Here is a 25,791-nt window from a genome sequence, read left to right as displayed (position 1 = left end):
ATGATCCATTTCAGATCACAATGTGAGGATATGGCAAGGGAAGAATGAAGCGGCCGCCATCGGCCTCATACGCGGAAAGCTGGCCGCGGATCTCGTCGAAGAAGTTCCAGGCCAGCACCAGCAGGTAATCCGGCGGGTCATCGGCAAGCACCGCCGGGTCATGAATCGGGATCTGTTTGCCCGGCGACAAAAGCCCTTGCTTCAACGGGTTACGGTCGACCAGATAGTCCAGCGTCTCGGGCCCGATATCGAAAAAGTTCAGCAGCGTATTGCCTTTGGCCGGCGCGCCATATCCGGCAATCGTGGCGCCTTCGGCTTTCAAATCGGCAAGAATCTTGCGCAAGGCTTCGCCGATGTCATGGGCGCGGGCGGCGAAGGATTCGAAGGTGGCCTGATCGTTCATGCCGGCTGCGTCCTCCTCGGCCAGCATCCGCACGACCTCGGCACTGGGGGGACCGGCGGCCTCTGCCTTGCGGATGAATACCCGCATCGAGCCGCCATGCACCGGATGCCGGGTGACATCGACCACCGCCATTCCGGTGCGTTCGGCCAGCTTGACCAAAGAACGCAGGCTCATTTCCGACAGGTGTTCGTGATAGACGTTGTCGAACTGGTTGGTGGCCACGATTTCGCGACCCCATGGAACCTCGATCACGAACCAGCCATCATCAGCCAGAAGCCGCTTGATGCCGTCGACGAAACCGACCAGGTCGCCGATATGGTTCAGCGTGTTGGTGGTGGAAATCACTTGCGCGGGGCCATGTTTGGCGCGCACCTCCCCGGCGGTTTCGGGGCTGAAATAGGCGACATGGACCTCGACCCCGTTCTGGGCGGCCTTCTCTGCCAGGTTCGCGGCCGGGTCTATCCCCAGCGTCTTCGCCCCCATGCGGTTGGCAAATCCCAGCATCAGCCCGTCATTGCAGCCGATATCGACGATCAGCCCCCCATCGGCGCGATCCGCCAGCACGCCAGCCAGCCCCTCGAAATGGCCGTGCATCGTGGCGGCGCCGGACGGGATATAAAGATAGTGCCGGAAGAAGCCGTCTGGGATCTGGTCGGCGACCTGGATCATCCCGCAATCCAGACAGGCCTGAGTGTTCAACGGAAAGGCGGGCTGGGGTTGATCCGCCTGTTCGGGGCGCACGAACATATTCGCGGGCGGGTGATCGCCCATGGGCAGGAACAGAAACATCCGGTCCGAGCCACAGGCGCGGCAATGGGTCATGGTGCTTGGACGCATTTAATAAATCCTCGGGCTCTAGCTGCCGTACTGGCGGGCGAACTCGGCAAAGCTGTCATGCATGTGGTCGATCTGCGGCTGGTCCAGCCCGTGATGGCAGGCCAGCAGGATACCGCCCTTCATCACCTGATCGGCCACCGGATAGCCTTCGGGGCGAGTCACTGCGGACACGTTCTTCATTGCCGGCTGGCGCAGGATATTGCCGGTGAAGACCGGGCGGGTCTGGATTTCGCGCCGCTCCATCCAGATCTGCATCTCGCGCCGGGTGAAGGGCGCATCGTCGCGGATGGTCAGCGGGAAGGCCAGCCAGCCGGTGCGGCTGTCGGGCAGTTGCCGGGGCAGGATGAACCAGTGTTCATAGGCCTTGAAGAAGGCCAGATGTTGGGCGAAGTTTTCCTCGCGTGCGGTGATGTTGCGTTGCAGCTTGTCCAACTGCACAAGGCCAAATGCGGCGCTGATTTCCGACGGCTCCAGATTATAGCCCAGTTCCTCGAACAGGAATTTCGCGTCATAGGAAATGCCGTCCAGATCGACATTGAAGCGGTTCTCGATCGCCTCGCTGTCAACGAACAGCGACGACGTGCGCCCCCAGCTGCGCAGCAGCAGCGCGCGGCGGGCCAGGTCGTCGTCATTCACGCACAGCATGCCGCCATTGCCAGCGCCGTTGATGACGTGGCTGCCGTAAAAGCTGGTGGTCGAGATGTTCGAATTCACCCCGGTCGAGACCCCGCCAATCGTCGCGCCCAACGTGTCAGCGCTGTCTTCGATCACCGGCAGGCCATGCTTTTCGGCGATTTCGCGGATACGCGGCCAATCCGGCAGATTACCAATCAACGAGGGGATCATGATGGCGCGGGTCTCGGGGCCGATCATCGATTCGATCTGGTCGGCATCGCTGTTATAGGTGCCCGGCGTCACGTCGATAAAGGCCGGCACCAGCCCGTGCTGGACGATGGGCGAAACGGTGGTGGCAAAGGTCAGCGCCGGGGTGATGACCTGCGACCCCGCCGGCAGGTCCAGCAGCGCCACGGCGATGAAATTCGCCGACGACCCGGAATTGACCATGATCCCGTGGCGCTTGTCGAACAGCGCCGCCACCCGTTCCTGCATCTCGCGGACATGCTTGCCCATCTGGGTCGAGCTGCGCAGCACGCGCACGACTGCCTCGATTTCTTCCTCTCCATGAACGGTTTGGCCGTAATTCACGCGCATGTCGCACTCCCTGTCTTGAGAAGTCGTGTTTTATCTGATCGGGACGCTGGCCTGCCCGAGCGGCACCATCAGCGCCTGATACTGGTCGATCTGGTCGAAGCTGAGCGCCCGCATATCCGCGCCGGCGGCATGGGCCCGATACCATTCTGCGGTCAGGCGCAGGGCCGCGTGGATATCCAGACGCGGATGCCAGCCCAGGTGCAGCCGCGCCCGCGTGCTGTCCAGCCGCAGCAGCCCGGCCTCGTGCGGGGCATTCGGATCGGGGCGGATCGCGATGCGCGGACCGCCGGAGCCCCATGCTTGGGCAAAGGCGGTACAGATTTGCCCGACCGGCAGGGTCGCGTCCTGATCGGGGCCGAAATTCCATGCCTCGGCCACGCTGTCGCCCCGCCCGTCCAGCAGGCGGGCGGCGACGGCCAGATAGCCGGCCAGCGGTTCCAGTACATGCTGCCATGGGCGGACGCTGCCGGGGTTGCGGATCGCGACCTCGACGCCAGCGGCTGCGGCGCGGACCATGTCGGGGATCAACCGATGCGCCGACCAGTCGCCGCCGCCGATCACATTCCCCGCCCGGACCGAGGCCAGCCGCGGCCCGTCCGGCGCGCTGAAGAAGGACCGGCGGTAAGCCTGGGCGACCAGCTCGGTACAGGCTTTCGAGGCACTATAGGGGTCGGATCCGCCCAAAGGGTCGCACTCGCGATAACCCCAGTCCCATTCATTGTTTTCATAGCATTTGTCGCTGGTCACCACGACCACCCCCCGGACCGAGGGCAATTGCCGCGCGAGTTCCAGCACATTCGCCGTGCCCATCACATTGGTGGCGAAGGTCTGGACCGGGAAATCATAGCTGTCGCGCACGATGGCCTGGGCGGCCATATGGACAATCAGATCAGGGTCAAAGCCGGCGATTTCGTCGGCCAGTGCGGCGGGGTCGTTGATATCGGCGAAGCGGCTGTCACAACTGCGATCGACGCGGGCGAGGTCGAAAAGCGCCGGGTCCGTCGCCGGTGCCAGCGAGACCCCGCGAACCTGCGCGCCCAGCCGGTCCAGCCACATGGTCAGCCAGCCGCCCTTGAAACCGGAATGCCCGGTCAGCAGCACCCGCCGGCCGGCAAAGACGCCGCCGAAAGGATCCTGCGCGCGCTCGCCGCTATCCGCCATCAGATCACCGCAACCGGCCGGGCCGGGTCCGGCGCCTGCGAGGCCTCATCGAACATCAGCCAAGGCGGCGGGTTCTGGTGACAGACCTCGTTCAGTGCGTTGCGGTCGCGCACCGTGTCCATGGGATGCCAGAAGCCATAATGCTTGAAGGCCATAAGCTGCCCGTCGCGGGTCAGGTTGACCATGGGCGACTGTTCCAGCGGCTCCATATCGTCGATGAGATAGTCGAAGACGCCGGGTTCAAAGACGAAGTAACCGCCATTGATCCAGGTCTCATAGCGGCGAACCTTTTCGGTGAAGGCCTGCACCTGCTCGCCCGCGATTTCCATATTGCCGAAGCGCGCTGGCGGCTGCACCGCGGTGACCGTCGCCAGCTTGCCATGGCCGCGATGGAAGGCCAGAAGCCGGTCGATATCGACATTTCCCAGCCCGTCGGAATAGGTGACCATGAAGGCCTCATCCCCGACCCAGTCGCGCAGCCGGCGGATACGTCCGCTGGTCATCGTCTCGGCGCCGGTATCAACGACGCTGACGTTCCACCCACCCGCCGAGATCGGCTTGAGGTTCAGCTTGCCGGTATCGACATCGACGCTGATATCATTGGCGATGAGGTGATAATTGGCAAAGAACTGCTTCAGCATCAAACACTTGTAGCCAGCGGCCACAATGAAGTCGTTCTGGCCGAAATGGCTGTAGATATCCATCACACGGGCGATGATCGGGCGGCCGCCCACCTCGACCATGGGTTTCGGGATGGCGACGGTTTCCTCGGCCAGGCGCGAACCAAGCCCGCCCGCAAGCAGGATCGTCTTCATGGATTGCCTCCTGTCTGGTCAGTTTCGGGAATGGCGGCGGGGCGAAGCCACAGCCTCGCCTCGCCATAACGGTCAGTAATCGCGGGGAAGGCCTGCGCCTGATACCCGCGCGACTGGGCATAGGCCTCCAGCGCGGCATCCAGGCCGGGGTCGAACCCTGTGATGATGGCGGCGGGGGGCTGGGCCTCGAACAGCGCCGGCAATTCGTCCGGCCCGGCCATGGCATAGAGGGCGCGCAGCTCCGCGTCGGTATAGGGCGCGACGCGCATCGCAAATGGGCCGGGGGCGAATTCGGGATAGATCGGCAGCCCCGCCGCCAGCGGATACAGCGGCGACAGCGTCGCCACCTGCCCCGCAGCCAGCAGGCCTTGCTGTGCCAGCGCCGCACGCAGCGCGTTGCCGCCCGTCTGGACGCGCACCACGGTCAGCTTGTCGGGGTGGCGCAGTTCATTCAGGCCAAGGGCCAGACGGGGCGCGGCAATCACCAGCATCAGCCCCACAGCGACCATCATCGCCGGGTCCAGCAGCGCCCGCGCATTGCCGCTGCCGCGCCAGAACAGCGCCAGCAGAAGCGGCAGGCAGATCAACGGTCCGATGTAGTATTGCGGAAATCCCGGCGTCGGCAGAAAGGCAAACAGCGCCGCCGACAGCATCGCCGCCATCACGATCAGCACCGCCCCGCCTGCATCCACGCCGCGCGCGAACAGGCCGCCCAATGCGGTGACAAACAGCGCCAGCAGCGGCGCGCCCGCCATCCACACGACCCAGGCCAGCTGCAACTTGGCCCCCTGCCCCAACGCGATGCCCGGCTCGCTGCTGGCATTGTCGCGCCAATAGGCGACATGCGGGCCGCCGTGATAGCTGGCGATATGCGCGAAAAACAGGTCGGGCTGCGTCGCCGCAAGCCACAGCAGCGGTGCCGCGCCGACAACCCCGCCAAGCGCCACCGGCAGCGCGATATCCCGCGCCCGCCGGGCGAAAGGCAAATCGCGCGGCAACAGGAAACAACCCAGCGCCACCGCCGGCACGAAGGCAATCGCGCTGGCTTTCATCCCAGCCGCCACCGACAGCAGCAGCCCGGCCACGAACAGGCGCGCAAAGGCATAGTCACGCTCGACCAGCGAAATCGCCAGCAGGCCCAACCCCAGCATGGCAAAGGGCAGCGGCAGCAGGTTGTTCGTCGCCGCCATCCCCGCCTGCCCCAGCAGCACGTCCGCCGTCATCAGGCTGACCGGCCCGAACACCGCGACCAGGGCGGAACGCGTCAGCCGCCACCCCAGCCATGCAGAGCCGCCCAGCAACAAAATCCATGCCAGAAAGATCGTCAGCCGCGCCACCGCCAGCAGACCCAGCCCCGGCAGCAACAGATGAGCCGCCCTGAACAGCCAGGCGGAATAGGGAACGTGGTTATAGAACAGGTCCTGATACAGCCGGTAATCGTCCAGCAGCACCGCCGGGGGCACGAACATGAATTCATCGCGCCGCAGATCATAGCCCATGATCCGCCCGAACAGCGCGACCAGAGCCAGAAACACCGCCCCAGCCAGCAAGGCCTGGCGGGCATATTGCCCGCGCCCCGGAACTGCGCGGCCCATGGTGGACGGTCCGATCAATCCAGCCTCCTGCCCTGACGATAGCCCATGACCTGCCCGATCAGCAGCCAAGAGGCCGCGACCACGACGGGCAGGATAAGAAGCTGCGCCATCAGCGCGCCGATGCCCTGCGCCATGACCAGACGCAGCGCCAGCGCGTTGCCGGCATAGATCAGCAGGTAGGCACCGATATAGGCCGGCAGACGCGCCCAGCCGCGCACGGCGAAAACAAGGCGCGCATGCATCTGGAAATTCCACAGCGCGCCCAGCACGAATTGCAGGATAAGCGCCAGTTGCGGCGGCGCGCCGGCCAGAACGGCCAAGGCATAGATGCAATAGCCAAAAGCCGTGTTCACCACACCCACAGCGAGAAAACGCAGGAGCGTCCTGTCGCTGTTCCGATCGTGCTGTGCGGTCCTGTGAAGCGGCGACATTCTGGCTCTTTCTGGGTCACTCCGCCCGGCCGGAGGGCACCCGCACGCAATCCCGCGCCGATTCGCCATCGGGTCGCCCCAGCGGGGCCCATTCGGGCATCGCGGCCCGCGCATTTCGGCGAAAGGTTTGATCGCCAATCGGCGATCTCGGACAGCACATCACAACAAGCACCGGAAGTTAAAACAAAACTATCCCAATCAGCTTGCCGCAGGGTCGTTCGATTCTCAAGTAAAAGCTTAATGTCAAACGGGCCGACTTAATGCCCGGTTTCGCCCGATTTTGGCGCGAAAACGTCGGAAAAAATTGCGAAGCCCATGAATTGCCGTGAAAAAGAAGCCTCCTGACACAACCATAACGAATACAGGCCCGGACGGAGAACTGCGCCGCCCAAGCGGCACGGCATTGGCATTTGGCGCGCATTTCAGCAAAGGATAGTCAAAGCGCAATTCGCGCATGAGTTGAGATTTCCCCTAAAGAGGAGACTCAATCAGGAAAATTCAATTCATGGTTGCAACACGAAAAGCGAGCACGCCTATTTCAGGACGGCCGTGCCCTGGCAATCGGCAATAATTCCGCCGCAGCTGGTCTTGGCACCGAAATAGGCCACCGGACGACCGTCGCATAACGCGCCGGGTTCGCCCTCGACAATAACGCCGCCGCAGGCGCATTTGTCGCCGACACGGGCGACGGCGCGGCCGTCAACAGTACCGCTGCCGCCCTCGATGATGACATTTGTCCCGTGCACGGGGCACAGATGCTTGTCGCCGACGCGCGCGATGGTGCGCATCAGGCTTTCTCATCATCAAAGCTGGCGCATTCCTCGCAAAGCGGCAGCCCCTCGCGCGCGGCCATTTGCAGCGTCGGCACCTGCGACCCGCCAGAGCCGCCCATGATGACATTTCCCTTCAGCCAGATCGTCGGCGCCTCCAGGATGATGCCGCTGGAATCGATGGTGATCTTGCCGCCCGGACCCTTCACCTGCATCTTCTGGAAGGCCATCAAGGTGTGGACCTTGGTGTTATTGGTGATCGATTCACCCACATCCAGCGTATAGCGACCAAACACCTCGCCTTCAAAATTGCGCCCCGCCTCGTAAAGGTGATCCGAATAGATGGATTGCTTATGCACGTTGCCGACGCGGTGGATGTGATCCTTGCCGTAGTTTTCCTGCTGATTGCGACCGACATTATAGACCATGTCGTTGCCGATGCTTTCGGTATGGTTGTTGCCCACGCTGATCGTCTTGTCGTGACCGATGGATTCCGATTGGTCGTTGCCAACCGACTTGCTGCGGTCATGCCCGATTGCGTGTGTTTCGTCATTCTCGATGATCGTGTTGTGGTCCTTCTGGGCGTGCATGAAGACCTCTTCACGCCCGGCCTGATCCTCGAAACGGAATTCGTTATAGCCGCCGCCCTGATGGGTGTCGGATTTGAAGGTGCTGACGGTCTTGTTGGCCGGCAGGTCGTAAGGCACGCTGTTCTTGCCGTTATAGACGCAGCCAGTGACCAGCGGCTTGTCGGGATCGCCTTCCAGGAACTCGACCACGACCTCCATCCCGATGCGAGGGATAACCATGCCGCCCCAGCCATTACCGGCCCAGTTCTGGCTGACCCGGCAGCGCATCGAATATTTCTCGTGAATGTCCCAGTGGAACTTGACCAGAATACGGCCGTATTCGTCGCAATCGATCTCGCCCTCGCCGACGACTGCGGCCGTTTGCGGGCCTTTGACGGTCGGGATGCGGGTGCGGCGCGGCGGGAACATCGGCGCGGTGTCGGGCATCAGCACATAACGCCCTGTAAAGGCATAGCCATCGCTGCCCTCACCACCCGAGCCGTAGGCTTCGCTGACAAAGTGATGCGTGGCCGACAGACAAAGATAGCTTTCGCCGGTGCCGGGCACATGATCGCCCGACAGGGTCAGCCGCATTCCCGCGCCAAGGCTGACGCAGTCACCGATCGCCCGGTTGCGCCGGTCGGCCCCGCGTTCCTGCGCGGTCCGCAGTCCGGAAACGATGCGGCCAATCCCCTGTTCCAGATAGTCACCGGGGTAATCGAAGCTTTCGATCTGACCTTCGGCATATTCGGCATCACCCAGCGATTCCGTCTCCATCGCCTGATCGGGGCGCTTGAAGTTGTAATCGGTCTGCCGGATCGCCCCGGTGGTCAGATTGCGTTCCGGCGCCCAGTCCCAGAAATGTTCCTGCTCGTATTGATGATGGCCATCGTAACGCTTGAAGGGGCGGGCCCCGATCTCTTCATGGGCCAGCACGTCATCGGTCAGCACCAGCGTATGGCTGCCAACGGCGTGGCGGAAATGAAAGCTGATCCCGTGCCGCTCCATCTGGCGGCGGGCGAATTCCAGGTCGGATTCGCGGTATTGAACGGTGTATTCCAGCTTGGGATATGTCTCGCTCAGCTTGATTTCCAGCGCCGGCTCGCCCAGCCCGGCATAGTCGGACAGCAATTCCTGCAAGATCTCGACCACGGTCATGTCGTGGAAGATCCGCTGGTTGCGGCGTTTGCCGGCCAGCCAGAACCAGGGACGCAGCGTCAGGTCATAGCGATGCCCGTTCTCGCCCACGCCGGCCCAGCGAGCGCTGGTAATGATGCCGTCGAACGGGCGCATTTCGTCATGGGCCTCGATCTCGACGGTGGCATGGGTGCCGACGAGCGCGTCAAAATCCAGATCATCGCGTGTCGACAGCGCTTCGACCCGGTATTCAAACAGGTCATTCAAATGATCGGTGCCGTCGAAACGTAAAAGTGCCAAAACATCTGCGCCAATTGCTGTCGTCAGACGGCCGAGGCGCTCGGCCTGCTTGAAGGGGGCATTCATACCAGACTTCCCGCAATCATTAATGAACGTGAATAATGCCGCCAATCTAGCCACATCGTTTCGCGAATACCAGAGCAGCCCGGCGCAGACGAATTTGCAAGCCCCTTAATCCGCAGCACATTACAAATCAGCCGCCGCCTTGAAATGGGCCGCCAGCGGCTGGCGGTCAGAACCGCCAAGGCTGCCGCCTCGCGCCCTCATCCTCGCTTGACGGGCATCACGGCGTCGTATTCACTTTGCTTGCGCCGGTGCGCACGCGGGCAGGGAACCTGCGTCACCGGCCCATAGGGGAGGAAATGATGTTTCTGAAAACGTTCCTGACGGCCGGGACGGTCGTTGCCAGCATTGGCACCATGGCCGCGGCCGATGTTTCGGTCATGTTGCCGGCGAATCCCGGCGGTGGCTGGGATGGCACCGGCCGCCAGGCCTTTGCCGCCATGAACGAGGCCGGGATCTATACCGAAGGCGTGAACTTCACCAATACCGGCGGCGCCGGTGGCACCATCGGTCTGGCAGAGTTCCAGAATTCGCAGAGCGACAAGCCCGATGCGTTGGCGGTGTTCGGGGCGATCACGGTGGGCTCTATCATGCTCAACAGCTCGCCCATCGACCTGTCGACCTATACGCCCATTGCCCGCCTGACGGCCGAGCATCTGGTGATCGCGGTCGATGCGAAATCCGAAATTCAGACCTTGCAGGAATTGGTCGACGCGATGAAAGCCGATCCGGGCGCGGTGCCCGTCGGCGGCGGCTCGGCCGGTGGGGTCGATCATATCGCGCTGGCGCTGCTGGCCCAGTCTGCGGGCGTTCCGGTCGCGGATGTGAACTATATCCCGCAGGCCTCGGGCGCGGAAACGGTGACCGGGATCGTCAACGGCACGCTGAAGGCGGGTATTTCCGGCATCTCGGAATTCCAGCAATTTCAGGATCAGGGCCGCATCCGCATCCTTGGCCTGACCGCGGCAGAGCGCCGCCCGGGTCTGGACGTGCCGACTTTCAAGGAAGCCGGTTATGATGTCGAGATCGCCAACTGGCGCGGCATCCTTGGCGCCCCCGGCATGCCGGCCGAAAACGCCGCCGAATGGATTGCGCGCTTCGACCAGCTGAACGAAAGCGAACAGTGGAAGAAGGTGCTGGAAACCCAAGGCTGGGACGCCTTCTATCTGTCGGGCCCGCCCTTCGGTGAATTCATTGCCGCCGAAAACACCCGCATCGGCACCGTCCTGAAGGATGCCGGTCTGGTCCAATAGGCCGTGACCCCAACTCCAAGGCTGAAGGCGTCCCCCGCGGGCGCCTTCGGCATCGCCGGCCAGAACCCCCAGGAGCGCTGACATGACGCCTGCTACCGGACCACGCCCCTACTGGCTGGCTGCCATCGTGATCGGGATCGGCCTGATCTGGATCTGGGGCGCTTCGTCGCTGCCGCCGGCCTCGCGCTATGCCGGCATCGGGCCGCGCGCCTTTCCGACCATCATCGGCGGCGCGCTGGTGCTGCTGGGCATCATCCTTGCGCTTCAAATCTCGCGCGGGATGAGCTTCGAGGCGCAGGAGGCGGAAAATGCCGACGCCCATGCCCCGGTCAACTACGCCGCCCTGCTGATGGTGCTGGCGGCGGCAACTCTGCCGATCCTGACGCTGCGGACCCTTGGGCTGCCGCTGACGGCGATGGCGATCTTTGCGCTGGTGGCCCGCGCCTTCGGCTCGCGGGCGCTGGTTAGGGATGTGATCACCGGGGCGGTCCTGGGCAGCCTGGCCTGGCTGCTGTTTGACCGGCTGGGGCTTCAACTCGGGCAGTTTCTGCCAATCGCGGGGTTCTGAGCGATGGAAAGCCTTGAATATCTGATGCATGGCTTCGGGGTTGCGCTGCAACCGATGAACCTGCTGTGGGCCTTCATCGGCTCTGCGCTTGGCACCGCCATCGGGGTGCTGCCGGGGATCGGCCCGGCGCTGACCATCGCCCTGCTGCTGCCGGTCACGGTGTCGATCGGGCCAACCTCGGCCTTCATCATGTTCGCGGGCGTGTTTTACGGTGCCATGTATGGCGGCTCGACCACCTCGATTCTCATCAACACACCGGGAGAGGCGGGGTCGATGATGACCGCGCTGGAAGGCAACCGCATGGCCCGCCGGGGCCGTGGTGCTGCGGCGCTGGCGACGGCGGCCATAGGGTCCTTCGTCGCCGGGACGCTGGCCACCTTTGCGCTGACCTTCGTCGCCCCCTTCGTGGCCGAGCTGGCCTTTGTCTTCAAACCCGCCGATTACTTCGCCCTGATCGTGCTGGCTTTCTGTTCGGTCGCGGTGGTGATGGGCAATTCGCGCACTCGCGGGCTGATCTCGTTGTTTCTTGGCCTTGGGATGGGGGTGATCGGCATCGACAACATGACCGGCCAGCCGCGCCTGACCTTCGGCCAGGCAGAGCTGCTGAACGGGGTCGAGCTGACCGTTGTGCTGGTCTCGCTCTTCGCCATTGGCGAGATCCTGTTCGTCGTTTCGCGCTATGACCCCGGCAAGGAGGCGCCGCTGGTCGTTTCCGGCAAGTGGATGACCAAGCAGGATTTTTCGCGCAGTTGGCGGCCCTGGCTGCGCGGCACCGCCATCGGCTTTCCGATGGGCACCCTGCCCGGCGGCGGGTCCGAGATCCCGACCATGCTCAGCTATACGCTGGAACGCAAACTGTCCAAGCACCCCGAGGAATTCGGCCATGGCGCCATCGAAGGCGTCGCCGGCCCCGAGGCCGCGAACAATGCCGCCGCTGCGGGCGTGCTGGTGCCGCTGCTGACGCTGGGGCTGCCCACATCGGCCACGGCGGCGGTGCTGCTGGCGGCCTTCCAGAATTACGGGCTGCAGCCGGGGCCGAACCTGTTCACCTCGAACGCGGATCTGGTCTGGGGTCTTATCGCCAGCCTGTATATCGGCAATATCATGCTGCTGGTGCTGAACCTGCCGCTGATTGGCATGTGGGTCAAACTGCTGTCAGTGCCGAAACCACAGCTTTACGCCGGCATCCTGATCTTTGCGCTGATCGGCATCTGGGGCGTGTCGGGGTCAGAGTTCGACCTGATGGTCATGGTTCTGGTGGGCGTCGCGGGATATGTGATGCGGGTCTATGACTTTCCCATCGCTCCGGTGCTGATCGGGCTGATCCTGGGACCGATGGCGGAATATCAGCTGCGCACCGCACTGACCGCCGCCCAAGGCAACCCGGCCACCCTGATCGAGACGCCGATTTCGATCACCTTCCTGACGGTCGCGGCACTGGTCTTCATCGTGCCGATGCTGGTCAAGCGCCTGCGCCAGCGGGGCTGATCCCCCTGTCCTTAACGCGCCTGCCGCCGATCTGGTGGCAGGCGTTTTCTATTGCGTTGTCTGGTTGGCGTCAGTGACGTCCGCGAACAGATGCAGCAGCATCCGCTGCAATTCCGGCGGCAGCACGGCGCTGTCATAGGCATGCAGGATCTGGCAATACAGATCATAGGCCGCCTGCGTCTTCACCAGCGCGGCAAAGCGGTCGCGATGCCATTGCAACGCCGCCAGGTGCAGATCCGCCACGCCGGGCAGCTCTTTCAGCGCCGCGATCTGGCTGTGCAGGCGGGGCGACATGCGCCGCGCGGCGGTGTTTTCCATGCTGTTGAAGTTCCGATCGACCCAATAGCCAAGTCCGATCTGCTTGTCGCTGCGATTGGGCAGGCCGCGTTCGGATTTCACCATGAACCCCTGAACCGAGCGCAGAGAGTAGTGGTGCATCTCGGCCAGCTTGCGATGGTCGCGCAGGCCCGACAAAGACATTCGCTTGTCATTGCCGCCCATGACTGGCGGCAATTTCCGACCTGACCCGTCAACCCAAAGCGGCTGGCTGTCCTTACGGTGGCGCGGACGATGGACGCCCAGCCGCGAAAAGGATGACGGGCGAAACAGCGACTTGAAGAAGGTCGCCGCAATCGGGTGCGACATGTTCGCAGGGGCCGAGCGGACGAATTGATCGACCACGGGCTTGTCGTCGATGCCGATGATTCCGTTGGCCCCGAACAGTCGCCAGGCAAGCGCCACCGCATCCGTTCCGGTGGGCAGCGCCGCGATTAGATCGGCCAGCCGCCCTTCGCCCGCATGGATCACCGGAAACTCGTCCAGGTCTGAGACCAGCATCCAGTCGGCCACCTTGCGCAGCGGATGCTTCCATGCGGCGTTCAGCGCGCTCCACTGGATCGAGCGGTCGGGCTGTGGCTGATGGGTTTCGTGAACCAGCACCCCATGTTCCGCCAGCCGGTCCAGAAGCAGGTCCGTTCCGTCGGTGCAGTCGTTCGAATAAACAAGAAAGTCCGTGACCCCCAGGACCTGGTGCCAGGCGATCCATTCCAGCAGATAGGGGCCTTCGTTACGGACCGTGGTTGCCGACAGAATTCTCATCTCGTGCTGTGACCCCTAGTCAACGCCGAACAGATCGCGGGTATAGACCTTACCCGCGACATCGGTCAGATCAGCCGAAAGCCGGTTCGCCAGGATCACATCGCTTTCCGCCTTGAAGGCATCCAGATCGCGGATCACCCGGCTGTTGAAGAACAGATCGTCCTTCAGCACCGGCTCATAAACGACGACCTCGATCCCCTTGGCCTTGATCCGCTTCATGATCCCCTGGATCGAGCTGTCACGGAAGTTGTCGGACCCGGCCTTCATTACCAAACGATACACACCGACGATCTTCGGCTTTCTGGCAACGATCTGATCGGCCACGAAATCCTTGCGGGTGCGGTTCGATTCGACGATGGCCGAGATCAGGTTCTGCGGCACGGCGTCGTAATTGGCCAGCAGCTGCTTCGTATCCTTGGGCAGGCAATAGCCGCCATAGCCGAAGCTGGGATTGTTATAGAAATCGCCGATGCGCGGATCCAGGCAGACGCCGTCGATAATCTCGCGCGTGTTCAGGTCATGGGCGATGGAATAGCTGTCCAGCTCGTTGAAATAAGCGACGCGCAGGGCAAGGAAGGTGTTGGAAAACAGCTTGATCGCCTCGGCCTCGACCGGGCCGCAGAACAGCACGGGCATGTCCTTGCGGATGGCGCCTTCGGCCAGCAGGGCCGCGAATTTCTGCGCCCGTTCCGATTTCTCGCCCACCACGATGCGCGAGGGATAGAGGTTGTCGAACAGTGCCTTGCCCTCGCGCAGGAACTCGGGCGAGAAGATCACGTTCTGCCAGTCCAGCTCGGCGCGGATACGGTCGACGAAGCCGACGGGAATGGTCGATTTGATGATCGCCACCGCGTCCGGATTGATGCGCTTGATTTCCGCCAGCACCGTTTCCACCGTCGAGGTGTCGAAGCGGTTGGTCCTGACGTCGTAATTCGTCGGCGTCGAGACGATCACGAATTCGGCGTCACGAAACGCTTCCTCGGGGTCAAGGGTGGCGGTCAGGTTCAACTGGTGATTGGTCAGAAAATCCGAAATCTCGCGGTCCTCGATGGGCGAGACCCGGTTGTTGATCATCGCCACCCGTTCCGGCGTGATATCCAACGCCATAACCGGGTTATTCTGTGCCAGCAGAACAGCATTGGAAAGGCCGACATAGCCCAGCCCGGCGACCGCAATATTCGTCATCTTTCAAACCCTTTCAGGCACACATGCCGGCGCAGTTTAGTCATTTTTGCCAGAAAGGCGATCAAATCGCAGCGAACCAAGTGACGCCGCATCGGAAACTTCAGCGTAACCCTTTTCCGCCAGAACCGGACCGAAGGACTGGCGCAGCGATTCCGGGTCACCGTCGAAGGGCAGAATCACGCGGGACACACGCGACAGGTCCAACCTCGCCAGATGCGCCCCCGTCAGCCCGGCACGGCCAGAGATCCGCAGCGTATCGGGATTGAAATCGCCCAGATAGGCCGCCAGCCCGCTGGCCTGCGCGCCTTCGTCCCCGGCAAAGAACAGCGGGCCGTCCACGAAACGCAGCCGGGCCGCGTTTTCCAGCCCGTTACGCGCACGGATCCGCGCCGCCGCCGCCGCCAAGCCGGGCTGGCTGTCCTGCACCATGATCGTCAATTCGGGCCGGACCTGAAGGGCGCGCATCGACGGCAGCCCGATTCCCGCGCCCAGATCCAGCACCCGCTGGCTTTGGCCCAGATAGGCCATGATGTTGCGCCCGTGGCGGCGGTCGAACTTGCCGGCCAGCACGGCCATCGACGCCTCAGCGGTGAACAGCTGCGGATCGCAGGGCAATTGCACCTCTTGCGAGGCCACCCATTCCAGCCCTTCCTCGGGCGACAGGCGAATCCGGCCTTCGGGGTAATGCGCAACGCCGATGGCGTTCCAGCCCGAAACGGGCGCGTCTTTCGCCGTCTCAGCCGATTTCTTCACCGCCTTCTTCTCGACCTCGGACATCAGCGCCGCGATCTTGGCCGGGTCGCGGGCCTGCGGCGGCTTGGCCTCGACCTGAGTGATCGGCACCTTGCTGGCCTCGATCAGGCTGTCTTTCAGCGCCTGATAGGCCGCGGATCCGCGATATTCGTCCAGCCGCCGTTCGACCGCGTCCAACGCGGCGAAGTGCAGCCGCGACAGGACCGGGTCGGTCAGCAGCGCGGCCATGATCTCTGCCCGGCGGTCGGCATGGCGCAGGATGCGCGTGTCCGAGACCTCATTGCGGTCCTGCAGCGACCAATAGTCGGCGTTATACTTGTCTTTCTTGTTGTTCACATTGCCGCGGAACCGGCGCACGGCATAGCTGTCGATGGACTTGACCGCGTAATGGTTCATCTGCGCCCAGTCATATCCCAGCGTTCGCCGGATCGACCGCCAGCCGCGGAACTTGAAATAGTCTTCCATCGGCTGGCCGGAACCGTTCAGCCATTTCACCGTCTCGGGGAAATCGTCCTTGAGATGCTTGTTCTTGATCGCCGGGCGGTGGATGCCAAGCTTCCAATATTCCGGGTCGAACTTGAACAGCGTCTTCACGCCCCAACCCTTGTTCCACAGGGGCGGCGCGGCGCGGGTATATTGCTGGGTGACCGGGTCGCGCGACCAGTCAATGACGCCGTTCGAGCCGAAGATTCGCCAGGTGATGACAATCCCGTTGGCCCCCTGCGCCACGACATCGTCCAGCATCCCGTCGAGATGCCCCGAGGGGTGGTTGATCGACAGGAATTCGTCGGCATCGAAGACCAGCAGCCAATCGGCATTCTGGACCAGCGGCTCCGCCTGGGCATGGTTCAGCGCCGAGGGCTGCGGCTTCACACCTTCGGGGATGGTATTGGGGCGATGATAGCCCAGGCCCAACGCCTCCAGCCGCTGCAACATCTCGACCGTGCCGTCGGTGCAGTCATTGGTATAGACAAGGATGTCGGTGAAGCCGACGGCAAGGTGATGTGCGAACCATTCCAGCAGGAAGGGCGCCTCGTCCTTCATCATCGACACCGCCATGACGGTGCCGTGCCGACTGCGATGCTTCAGGTGCTGCAGCGTGGTATCAATTTCCGGGCGGGATTCCATTGCGGCGTCAGATCCAGTCGAGGCTCACATGCGAGGGGGCGTATCTTTCCGCGATAGCCTTGCGCATCGCCTGAAAATCAGCGGCGCGGTCGCGGAACTTGCGTTCATGCGTTTCGACCACCGTGCAGCGGATGGCGGCGAACAGGCCGGCGGCGTCAATGGCGGGGACTAGATCAAGCTCTGCCCCCTCGATGTCGATCTTCAGAAACGCCACCTCGCCCCGCCGGGCGATGGTGTCGCGCAGAAAAGAGATGAAGTCGATCTGCGGCACCTCGATGGCGTTCTCGGTGCTTTCATCGATCTGCCGCCCGCCCGTGACGACTGTGCTTTTCACCGAAGCCTGCGCAGCGTTGCCGTCAAAATTGTTGGCCCGCATCAGCTTGACCACCCCTTCCGAGGTGCCGACCGCAGCCGGGTGCAGGGTGAACCGGTCCTCACCGCCAAAGCGCCGGGTCAACTGTTCATTCGCCCAAGGTTCGGGGTCGAAGGCCACGACATCGGCACCGCTGGCCAGCAGCCGCGCCGAGATCTCGCCCGCATTGGCGCCGCAATCAATCGCCAGATCGCCGGGCCGCAGCATACCGCAGATGCCGGTCAGGAGGCCATTCGCCCAAGCGGCGCGCTCATTCCGCTTCTGCCGGCGGCGCAGCTTTTTCAGCTGCTGCTCCAGATCGGCCGCAGTAGCGCTGTCATCGCCCCCGGACATCCGCGCTCAGCCCTCCAGCGCCTTGGACGGGTCGATGCCGACCAGTTCGCACATCCGCGCCGCATAGGAATTCGGCAGCGGCGGGTTCTTGCGCCACCAGGGCTTGGTGCCGTTGGTATACAGGTGGACGCTGACGGTATCGTCGGTGAACCAGCCCTCGACCCGGCCATGCGGATCATAGAAAATATCGTTCAACTGGAACGGCACCGGATAGATCACGTCGGGCGTCATCGCGCGTTCGATATCGCCGGTCTGCTGGGCGAACCACGTAAAGGCCTGCGGGCCAAAGGCCGTACGCTCTGCCTTATAGATCGCGGCGGCGTGGGTAATGCCGCCCCTGTCCTTGATCTTGTCCATCTGCTTGCGCTGGCGCTTGTTCCACCATGCCGGATAGTCGGGCAGGTTGTCATAGTAATCCAGCAGCTGATCCATCAGTTCGCATTGCTGCGGCAGCCCGACGACCCCGCAGTTCAGTGCCCCGCGCATACCGTGGCCGGCAAAGATCCATTCCCATTCGTCGGGAAAGGGCTTGTGACAGAAGGCATCGCAATCGATCCAGATCGCGCCGGTCTTCTGGATCATCTTATAGCGGAAGACGTTCGACAGGAACGACGCCGAGGTGTCGTTCACCAGATCCATGTCGATCTGCATGATTTCGGATGCCGGGCGGATCACCACGCCTTCGGGGGCGTTTTGCACATCGTCCGTGCAGTACAGCGTCACGGGGTGGCCATGCAGCAAGTGCGACTTCAGACACAACTGGTTGAGATAATGCAGCTCCGCTCCGATCCAGAGCGAGGCGACAGGGCGGCGATCGAGATTCATGCGGGGCCTCGGCGGTTATGACCCGCATGTTCTAGCCGACCGGACCGTATGCCGCCAGTGCTTCCGGCATATCCTGGCAAATGGGCCAATTGGCTTGTAATTCAAGCCGGTGCGATTAGACCGGAAAGCGCAATCCGAAAGGACATCAGGACGGCCATGGGCAACCGCACGATCTTACTTTCTGCCGAGAACGGCCCGATCCTCGCCGCGGATGAGACCGGGCTGGTGCTACGCCTGTCCGATCGCGTCGTTGCCGACCTCGCGCGACGATTGGCCGCGCTGCCGGGCGCGCAGCCACATGCAGAACCCAACAGCGTGACCGCCCAGGCCGCCGCCGCGATCCCGCTGGATCCGGCGATTCTGGGCGATATCGACGGCTGGGACGTGACCCGACAGGGCGACTGGCTGTCCTTTACTGCTCGCCTGCCGGGTGCGGATGGCCCGCGCCGCTATCTGCGTCATATCTCGGGCACGGGGGTGCTGGCGCAAACGCCGGGGCCGGTGCGGGGCATCTTTTCCATCGCCGGCGGGCGGCGCTTCAACGCGCCCAGCCTGTCGCCGGATTTCCCCTTCCACATCCTTGGCACCGCCGCGTTCGAGGATGCGGACGAAGATCCGCCGCTATTCGACAACCTGCGCCATTGCGGGCTGGATGCCGATCTGGCCGCCGCCCTTCTACGCCGTCGCCATGCCGATTTCCGCGCGCTGCCGCTGTTTGCCTGTGCCGCCTGCCCGCGCGAGGGCGATCTGGCCCCCTTTCGCGCCGCGCTAGACCGCTTTGCCGCCCTTGGCGCCGCGCTGCACAAGGCCCCCCGCGTCGCCGCCATCTGTCTGGAAGTCAGCGCCGATCAGGTGGCACCGGATCAGAACGCGGACGCCTTCCACCACGCGCTTCTGTCTCAGCTCGACACCATCGCGCAGGCTGTCGCAGAAGCAGGCCTGCCACCCGCGCGGATGTTGATGACGCTGGATTGCGGCGGTTGGTGGGGCAGCGACCCTACCCGCGCCCGCATCGCTGCCGAGGGGCTGTGCCGTCTGGCGCTGTGTCCGGGTACGCATGACCTCACGCTGACCGGTTCGACCGCATCGCTGACGCAGGACCGGTTGGGCCAGCCGCTGCGCGCCTCGGCCCTGATCCAGGCCGAACTGGAATCGCGGGCGCTGGAGGCCCTTGCCGGGCGCGAGAACTGGACCGCGCCAATCCTGTGCCTTGTCGAACGCGACGGCCCGCGCGGCTTGCGGGCGCTGTTCAAATCGGCGGCCCCGCTGGTGATCGACACGGGTGATCCGATGGGCGCGGGCCCGCTGGCCGGATTTGCGCTGTCCGGCGCGCCCGAGGGAATCGAGATCAGCGAAATCGGCATCGACCCGCAGGACCCGCGCGCGATTCGCCTGACCCTGAACGCCGATCTGCCGCGCGAGGTCGCGGCGCGGCTGGAGTATGCCATGCCCCGCGCGCCCGATCCCGACAGCCGCCTGCCCGGCTGGGCAGGTGCGCTGCGCGACGACTGGCAGGGTGAAACCGGCACTGGCGCGCCGGTCTATCGTTGGGCGCTGCCCGCCTCTCAGGTGATCCGATGAGCGAATTGCATATCCCCGTCATGGCGCCGCAAGGGGCGCTGCTGGACCACGCCGCGCGCGCGCTGTCAGACCTGAATACCCAGATCGGCGGGTCCTGGTTCGATGCCGCCCGGCCGGGCGCGGAACCGGGCCAATGGGCGGATCGGTCTGCCGCGCGGCGGGTGGCGCAGGCGCATATGCCCCAGGCCCCTGCCCTGTTCGACGATATCGACGGACGCCAGGCACTGATCCTCAGCACCGGCGAAAACTGCGGCTACCGGGTCGAGAAGCTGCTGGACAGCGGCATCTGGTCAGCGGCGCTGATCTGGCACCCCGCACCTGCGGCCGAGGAAACCCGCAGCCTTCTGGCCGCGCGCGGCGAAGGCAAGGCGAACTACCTGTATCTGCATCAGGATGCCGCGCTGGAGGTCGAGCTGCGCGACAATGACGGCACCGCCAGCCTGCGCCTGCCCGCGATGGGCGATGGCTGGCAGGCGGTGATGATCGCGCGCGCAGGCGCACAGTTGCGCATCTGGCGTCCCGCCGATGATGCCCGCGCCGAAGGCATGGTCACGGGCGACCTGCCCGCCATGGCCGACCTGCTGATCGGGGCGCGCAGCCACCGTGCAGGAATGCCCAAGACGCTGGGCGCAGGGGCCATCGGCGGCGTGCTGGTCTGGCCCGGCCACGACCTGCTGGCCGCGGATCCCACCCCCGCCGCCCGGTCGCTGCGCGATGCCTTCGCCAACCTCTGCCTGTGGGAGCTGTGATCCATGGCCTTTGACCGCGATACGATCCGCGAAGACAACATCTGCCTGATCTGGGTGGATGACATGATCGACATCTTCACCTGGCGCGACACTTTCGGCATCACCATTCAGACCCCCAATATCGACCGGCTGATGGGCGAGGGCGTGCGCTTTGCCAATACCTATGCCAGCGTGCCCCTTTGCGCCCCGTGCCGGGCGGAAATCGCCACCGGCCTGTCGCCCTATCGCACCGGGCTGGTGGACCTGAACCGCTTCTGGCGCGACGAGATGCCGCCAGAACGCGCCTGGGCCTTCGACCTGCGCCGGGCGGGCTTTTACAACTTCACCACCGGCAAGGTGGACAGCAATTACAAGCCCATGCCCGAGGAATACCGCCGGGTGCTGTTCCACGAGGAACCGGAATGCAGCGACAAGGGCGGGCGCAAGAACGTAAAGGAATATCTGGGCGGGCGCGGGCCGGGGATTTCGGGCGTGAACCACCCCGATGACGATGGCAGCCAGGACGACCGCTTCTATGATTATTGGGTGGCACAGAACGCCATCGACCACCTCCGCCGCGCCGATCCGTCGCGCCGGCACCTGATCCAGCTTGGTTTCAAGCATCCGCATTTCAATCTGGAATGCCCCGACCGCTTTTATCAGATGTACGACCCGGCCGCGATCCAGTGGCCCTCGATCGCCGCGCCCGAGGATTTCTTCGGTCCGCAGCCCGGCTTCGCGGTGTATGAGGCCGCCTATATCGCCAATGGGAACTGGACCCCGGAAAAGGCTGGGGACGAAGGCTGGCGGCAAGTCGTGCGCGCCTATTTCGCCGCGATCAGCCATGTCGACCACGAAATCGGCCGCTTTCTGGACGCGTTGCGTGAAAGCCCGCTGGGGCAGAACACGACGGTCATCTTCCTGTCTGACAACGGCTTCAACCTTGGCAATCACGACAGCTTCCACAAGATGAGCCAATGGGACAGCGCCGCCCACGTCCCGCTTGGCATCTGGTCGCCGCGGATGGAGGAAGGCCGGGTGATCGAGATGCCGGTGTCGCTGCACAACCTGCCCTGCACGATCATGGATCTGGCCGGGCTGCCGCGCCGGGCCGATTGGGTGTCGGGCCAAAGCCTGCTGCCGCTGATCGACGACAGTTTCGGCGGCTTCAACCAGGCGAAATCGCCGGTCACCTCGGTCTTTGGGACGCTGTCGGTCAGGCCCTCGACCGAAGGCATGCAGCACCTGCGCTATTTCCGCTATCCCAATGGCGAGGAACACGTCTATGACCTGATCGCCGATCCGGGAGAGACCGACAACCTCGCCCCCGACCGCGCGCCGATGGCGGCGCTGCGGGACGAGTTGGCGCGCGGCGCGCTGGATCTGGGGCTGGACCTTTCGGGCGCGGAAAACCCCGCCGACGGCATCAATGCGATGATGGCGGTCGACGGTTCGGTCGTGCTGGCGGGCGGGGCGCGGGATAACGATTACTGGGCCTACGGCGACGGGATCGAGAAGATCCGCGAAGATGCCGATGGCGGCCATGATCGTCTGTGGTATCTGGGTGGCCCCGACGATTACGTCGTCAAGCTGCCCCCCCATGTCGAGGATATTCGCATCGCCACCGTTGTTGCCCGGCGCGAGGACAGCGGGGCGGAACGCGTCGGCAAGGCGATCCATGTCGTCGGCCATCCCGACAGCCCGTTCCGGTTCGAAACCTCGGAACGGGTCGCGGTCGACGTGATCGGCTCACGCGGGGATGACGTGATGATTGGGCCCAGCTATGGCGGCGCGGTGTTCCATGGCGGCGCCGGTGACGACCTGCTGCGGGCAAAATCCCGGCGCGGGCGCGACGGCAACAGCTTTTACGGCGGATCGGGCAATGACACGCTGATCGGCGGCGCGGGGCCGGATACGCTGGACGGCGGATCGGGCGATGACCACATCATTGCGGGGCCGGGACGCAACACCATCATCGCCGGGCCGGGCAATGACCGGATCGAAGACGGCCCCGGAAATTCGCGTATCGACACCGGACCGGGACGCAACCACCTGACCCTTGCCGAGGGCGATCATCACGTCACCATCGGGCCCGGCCCCAATACAATCGAAGCCGGACCGGGGGCCAAGACCTTCGTGCTGGCCGCTGGTGCGACGGTCGAGCTGATCGGCTGGGACGCGGCGCAACGCTATGACCTGTCGGCATGGACACTGCCGCCGCAGATCGCGCCCGCGCCCGGCGGCGGCCGGATGATCCATGCCGGAAGCTCTTGCCTGATGCTGCCCGATCTGCCGCCAGAGGCGGATCTGGCGGCCCAATGCGTGATGCCGGCCACCCTCACCTGACAGCAGGCTGAAACGCGGCCGAAGTCGCTGAGGAAGGACTCGCGCCGCCGGTCTTGATGGGATCGCCGTTCCGGCCAGTCGGCGCACATTAAAAGGCCGCACGCGCCCCGGATGGATGCGGGCGCGCGCGGCCGTGTTTTTCGGGTCATGCCGAAGGGGCGTTACGCCCAGTTCCATGGCCGGGTGAATTCGCCCAGACGCGCGGCGACCGCGGCCTCGTCGGTGCCCTCGGCACGGTTGATCTTGGTCACCAGACCCAGCTTCTTGTCCTCGACCACCGCGGCCACGCTGGCGCCGGTGCCTTCCAGCGCCTGATCGTAGACACGCCGGATCGCCAGCTTGCGCAGGTCGGGCTTGAAGATCTTGCCGACGGCGGTTTTCGGAAGTTCCGGCAGAACCTCCAGATGCTTCGGCACTGCGGCGCGTTCATGGATATGCGTGCGGGCATGGTCCATCAGCTCTGCCTCGGTCACGGTCGCATCGGCCACCAGTTCGACATAGGCGCAAGGAAGCTCGCCCGCGCGGGCATCGGGCTGACCGATGGCCCCGACAAAGGCAACGGCGGGATGCGACAGCAGCGCGTCCTCGATCTCGGCCGGGTCGATATTGTGGCCGCCGCGGATGATCAGATCCTTGGCCCGCCCGGTGATCCACAGATAGCCGTCATCGTCGATCCGGCCCAGATCGCCGGTCCGCAGGAAACGGTCCTCGGCAAACAGGTCATGGTTCTTGTCGGCCTCGGTATAGGTCGAGCCTTCGAAGACGCCCGGATTGGCAACGCAGATCTCGCCCACCTCATCGGTGCCGCATTCGGTGAAGCCGCCGTTGCCGTCGGTCCGCAGGATGCGGACATGGGTATAGGGCAGCGGCAGCCCGACAGAGCCTACCTTTTTCTCGCCGTCGACCGGGTTGCAGCTGACCAGGCAGGTGGCCTCGGTCAGGCCGTAGCCTTCGGCGATCTCAACCCCGGTGGCGGCCTTGAAGCGGTTATACAACTCGACCGGCAGCGGAGCTGATCCCGAAATCGCTGTGCGCAACGAGGACACATCCGCATCCACCGGCCGCTGCACCAGCGCCGAAACGGCCGTGGGGACGGTTATCAGGAAGGTGACCTGCCAGCGCTCGATCAGTTTCCAGAAGTTGTCGAAGACGCCCTCGCCCCGGTAACCGGCGGGGGTCGGCATCACCATATGCGCGCCCGACGCAATGCAGCTCATCAGGACCGGATAGGCGGCGAAAACGTGGAACAGCGGCAGCGGGCAGATCAGCACGTCTTCCTCGTTGAACAGCAAGGTGCCGCCCAGAAAGCCGTTATAGATCATGCCGGAATATTTGTGCTGCGCCACCTTGGGCAGGCCGGTGGTGCCACCCGTGTGGAAATAGGCGGCGACGCGGTCCTGCTTGGGATCGTCGAAATCAAGCCGGTTGTGGTTCTCGGCCGAGGCCGCCGCCTCGAAATTATGGACCTCGGCCTGATGCTTGGCCGTCACCTTCGGACGGATCAGCGGGACGATGAACTTCTTCACCCCGGTCAGGTGGCGGTTCAGGTCCACCTCCAGCACGTGCTGGACATTCGGAGCCATGGCCACGGCTTCGGCCGCCTTCTGCGCCACGTCGGCCTTGGGGAAGGCCTTCAGCGTCACCAGCACCTTGGCGTTGGTAGCGCGCAGGATGCCGGCGATGTGCTCGGCCTCCAGCAAGGGGTTGATGGGGTTGACGATACCGGCGGTCATCCCGGCCAGCAGCACCACCGGCGTCTCGATCGAGTTGGGCAGCAGATAGGCCACGGTATCGGTCGGGCCAACGCCCAGCTTGCGCAGCAGGTTGGCGGTTTCGGTCACCCGCTCGCGCAGCTCGCGCCAGCTCAGCGTGGTGGCGTGGTCGCGGGGGCCGGACATAAGCTGGAACGAGACCGCCGGACGTTCGGGGAAGCGCTCGGCCGTTTGCGACAGGAATTCATAGATCGTCCTGGCGTTGCCGCGCGCCTCGTAAGGCATCGCGTTTTCGACGGCGTCACGATCAGCGATTCCGCCGAAAGAGATCTTCTTGGCCATAATTCCCCCCTTGCCGACCGTGTCGCGGCCGTAGATTTGCGCGGAAGAATGGGCCAAAACACGGTCACGGGGCAAGCCTGCTGGCGACACCGTGACCGTGGGACGCAGCGTCAGTGACGCGGCGTCCCGGGCTTTTGTCAGGCCGGAATGCGCAGCGTCTGGCCGGGATAGATCTTGTCGGGGTCAGACAGCATCGGGCGGTTGGCCTCGAAAATCTCGGGATAGCGGCTGGCTTTGCCCAGATAGTGCTGGGCGATGGCCGACAGCGTCTCGCCCTTCTTGACGGTGTGGAAGACCGGGACGTCGCCGGTGGCGGCAGCCGGGGCGGCGTCTTTCGGCGCATCGCCTGCAGGCGTCGGCGGTACCTTGGGTTCGGCGGCAGCGGCGGCACCAGCGGGCACCGGGCGCGGCGGCAGGTCGGCCTCGACCTTGGCGATGCCCTTGATGTTGCCGACGGCGAGGATCAGCTTTTCCATGGTCTCGCGGTCTGCACCTTTGGATTCGACCTTCACGGTATCCCCGCGCAGGGTCAGGTGCACATCACCCGAATCCAGTCCCAGCGCCTTGACCTCGGCCTCCAGCGCCTTGACCTTGCGGTCGGTATCAGCCTGTTCAGGCGTCTTTGCCTCGGCCGCTTCGGCGGAACCGAAGACCGACTTGCCCGCATCCTTGACGAAATCCCAGAAAGCCATCGGCTTGTCCTTCCATGCTGTTGCGCGCCCTCAACGCCCCGCCGGCGCGCCGGTTCCCCGGCTGGCGCAGCGACGCCATTCGCGCTATCGCTT

21 protein-coding genes are annotated in these 25,791 nt (G+C 64.1%); 6 read left to right on the top strand and 15 right to left on the bottom strand.

Features of this window, described 5'->3' with window-relative positions; translation table 11 throughout:
* Positions 1–10: 10 nt before the first annotated feature.
* From G7044_RS07805 to G7044_RS07770, 8 genes are all read right to left on the bottom strand, one after another.
* Positions 11–1,240, bottom strand: coding sequence for a class I SAM-dependent methyltransferase (locus G7044_RS07805; RefSeq protein WP_166327812.1), 1,230 nt, complete (start codon positions 1,238–1,240; stop codon positions 11–13).
* 18 nt (positions 1,241–1,258) lie between these two features.
* Positions 1,259–2,452 carry a DegT/DnrJ/EryC1/StrS family aminotransferase gene (locus tag G7044_RS07800; RefSeq protein ID WP_166327810.1) on the bottom strand — a complete coding sequence of 398 codons (1,194 nt, stop codon included), beginning with the start codon at positions 2,450–2,452 and terminating at the stop codon, positions 1,259–1,261.
* Positions 2,453–2,482: 30 nt separating this feature from the next.
* Entirely contained in the window at positions 2,483–3,613 is a 1,131-nt protein-coding gene (gene rfbG / locus G7044_RS07795) for a CDP-glucose 4,6-dehydratase (RefSeq protein WP_166327808.1), read from the bottom strand.
* Complete coding sequence (gene rfbF / locus G7044_RS07790) at positions 3,613–4,428, bottom strand: glucose-1-phosphate cytidylyltransferase (RefSeq protein WP_166327806.1); 816 nt, start codon at positions 4,426–4,428, stop codon at positions 3,613–3,615. The genes rfbG and rfbF overlap by 1 nt, the downstream gene beginning before the upstream one ends.
* Positions 4,425–6,041, bottom strand: a complete 1,617-nt coding sequence (locus G7044_RS07785; protein WP_166327804.1) for a hypothetical protein — start codon at positions 6,039–6,041, stop codon at positions 4,425–4,427. The genes rfbF and G7044_RS07785 overlap by 4 nt, the downstream gene beginning before the upstream one ends.
* Entirely contained in the window at positions 6,038–6,454 is a 417-nt protein-coding gene (locus G7044_RS07780; RefSeq protein ID WP_235931209.1) for a GtrA family protein, read from the bottom strand. The genes G7044_RS07785 and G7044_RS07780 overlap by 4 nt, the downstream gene beginning before the upstream one ends.
* Before the next feature lie 533 nt (positions 6,455–6,987).
* Entirely contained in the window at positions 6,988–7,242 is a 255-nt protein-coding gene (locus G7044_RS07775; RefSeq protein ID WP_166327800.1) for a PAAR domain-containing protein, read from the bottom strand.
* Entirely contained in the window at positions 7,242–9,230 is a 1,989-nt protein-coding gene (locus G7044_RS07770; RefSeq protein WP_235931208.1) for a type VI secretion system Vgr family protein, read from the bottom strand. The genes G7044_RS07775 and G7044_RS07770 overlap by 1 nt, the downstream gene beginning before the upstream one ends.
* Before the next feature lie 362 nt (positions 9,231–9,592).
* Here G7044_RS07770 and G7044_RS07765 point away from each other — a divergent pair, with 362 nt between their 5' ends.
* From G7044_RS07765 to G7044_RS07755, 3 genes are all read left to right on the top strand, one after another.
* Positions 9,593–10,546, top strand: a complete 954-nt coding sequence (locus tag G7044_RS07765) for a Bug family tripartite tricarboxylate transporter substrate binding protein (protein ID WP_235931207.1) — start codon at positions 9,593–9,595, stop codon at positions 10,544–10,546.
* A gap of 82 nt (positions 10,547–10,628) precedes the next feature.
* Entirely contained in the window at positions 10,629–11,114 is a 486-nt protein-coding gene (locus tag G7044_RS07760; RefSeq protein WP_166327796.1) for a tripartite tricarboxylate transporter TctB family protein, read from the top strand.
* A 3-nt stretch (positions 11,115–11,117) separates the two neighbouring features.
* Positions 11,118–12,602 carry a tripartite tricarboxylate transporter permease gene (locus G7044_RS07755; RefSeq protein WP_166327794.1) on the top strand — a complete coding sequence of 495 codons (1,485 nt, stop codon included), beginning with the start codon at positions 11,118–11,120 and terminating at the stop codon, positions 12,600–12,602.
* Between the two features lie 48 nt (positions 12,603–12,650).
* Here the strand turns inward: G7044_RS07755 and G7044_RS07750 are convergent, their stop codons facing one another.
* From G7044_RS07750 to G7044_RS07730, 5 genes are read right to left on the bottom strand one after another with little or no spacing between them, the layout of a single operon-like run.
* Entirely contained in the window at positions 12,651–13,700 is a 1,050-nt protein-coding gene (locus tag G7044_RS07750) for a glycosyltransferase family 2 protein (RefSeq protein WP_166327792.1), read from the bottom strand.
* Positions 13,701–13,715: 15 nt separating this feature from the next.
* Complete coding sequence (locus G7044_RS07745) at positions 13,716–14,885, bottom strand: nucleotide sugar dehydrogenase (protein ID WP_166327790.1); 1,170 nt, start codon at positions 14,883–14,885, stop codon at positions 13,716–13,718.
* Positions 14,886–14,921: 36 nt separating this feature from the next.
* On the bottom strand, positions 14,922–16,766 hold the full coding sequence (locus G7044_RS07740; protein ID WP_235931206.1) for a glycosyltransferase family 2 protein: 1,845 nt from the start codon (positions 16,764–16,766) through the stop codon (positions 14,922–14,924).
* Positions 16,767–16,773: 7 nt separating this feature from the next.
* Positions 16,774–17,472 (bottom strand): FkbM family methyltransferase, encoded by a 699-nt coding sequence (locus tag G7044_RS07735; RefSeq protein ID WP_166327788.1) that lies wholly within the window; start codon positions 17,470–17,472, stop codon positions 16,774–16,776.
* Between the two features lie 6 nt (positions 17,473–17,478).
* Complete coding sequence (locus G7044_RS07730; RefSeq protein ID WP_166327786.1) at positions 17,479–18,297, bottom strand: hypothetical protein; 819 nt, start codon at positions 18,295–18,297, stop codon at positions 17,479–17,481.
* 156 nt (positions 18,298–18,453) lie between these two features.
* On the opposite strand from G7044_RS07730, the gene G7044_RS07725 reads away from it, so the two are divergent.
* From G7044_RS07725 to G7044_RS07715, 3 genes are read left to right on the top strand one after another with little or no spacing between them, the layout of a single operon-like run.
* Positions 18,454–19,878 carry a hypothetical protein gene (locus G7044_RS07725; RefSeq protein WP_166327784.1) on the top strand — a complete coding sequence of 475 codons (1,425 nt, stop codon included), beginning with the start codon at positions 18,454–18,456 and terminating at the stop codon, positions 19,876–19,878.
* Positions 19,875–20,627 (top strand): hypothetical protein, encoded by a 753-nt coding sequence (locus G7044_RS07720; RefSeq protein ID WP_166327782.1) that lies wholly within the window; start codon positions 19,875–19,877, stop codon positions 20,625–20,627. Before G7044_RS07725 ends, G7044_RS07720 begins: the two co-directional genes overlap by 4 nt.
* A gap of 3 nt (positions 20,628–20,630) precedes the next feature.
* Positions 20,631–22,952, top strand: coding sequence for a sulfatase-like hydrolase/transferase (locus G7044_RS07715; RefSeq protein WP_166327780.1), 2,322 nt, complete (start codon positions 20,631–20,633; stop codon positions 22,950–22,952).
* A gap of 161 nt (positions 22,953–23,113) precedes the next feature.
* On the opposite strand, the gene G7044_RS07710 is transcribed toward G7044_RS07715, so the two are convergent.
* Both G7044_RS07710 and lysM read right to left on the bottom strand, forming a co-directional pair.
* Positions 23,114–25,006, bottom strand: coding sequence for an acyl-CoA synthetase (locus G7044_RS07710; RefSeq protein WP_166327778.1), 1,893 nt, complete (start codon positions 25,004–25,006; stop codon positions 23,114–23,116).
* A gap of 137 nt (positions 25,007–25,143) precedes the next feature.
* Positions 25,144–25,698: a peptidoglycan-binding protein LysM gene (gene lysM / locus G7044_RS07705; protein WP_166327776.1), complete on the bottom strand. Its 555-nt coding sequence runs from the start codon at positions 25,696–25,698 to the stop codon at positions 25,144–25,146.
* Between the last annotated feature and the right edge of the window lie 93 nt (positions 25,699–25,791).

The organism is Paracoccus xiamenensis, assembly GCF_011308835.1.
GTDB classification, from domain to species: domain Bacteria; phylum Pseudomonadota; class Alphaproteobacteria; order Rhodobacterales; family Rhodobacteraceae; genus Paracoccus; species Paracoccus xiamenensis.
This window is presented reverse-complemented; position numbering and strand designations above follow the sequence as displayed.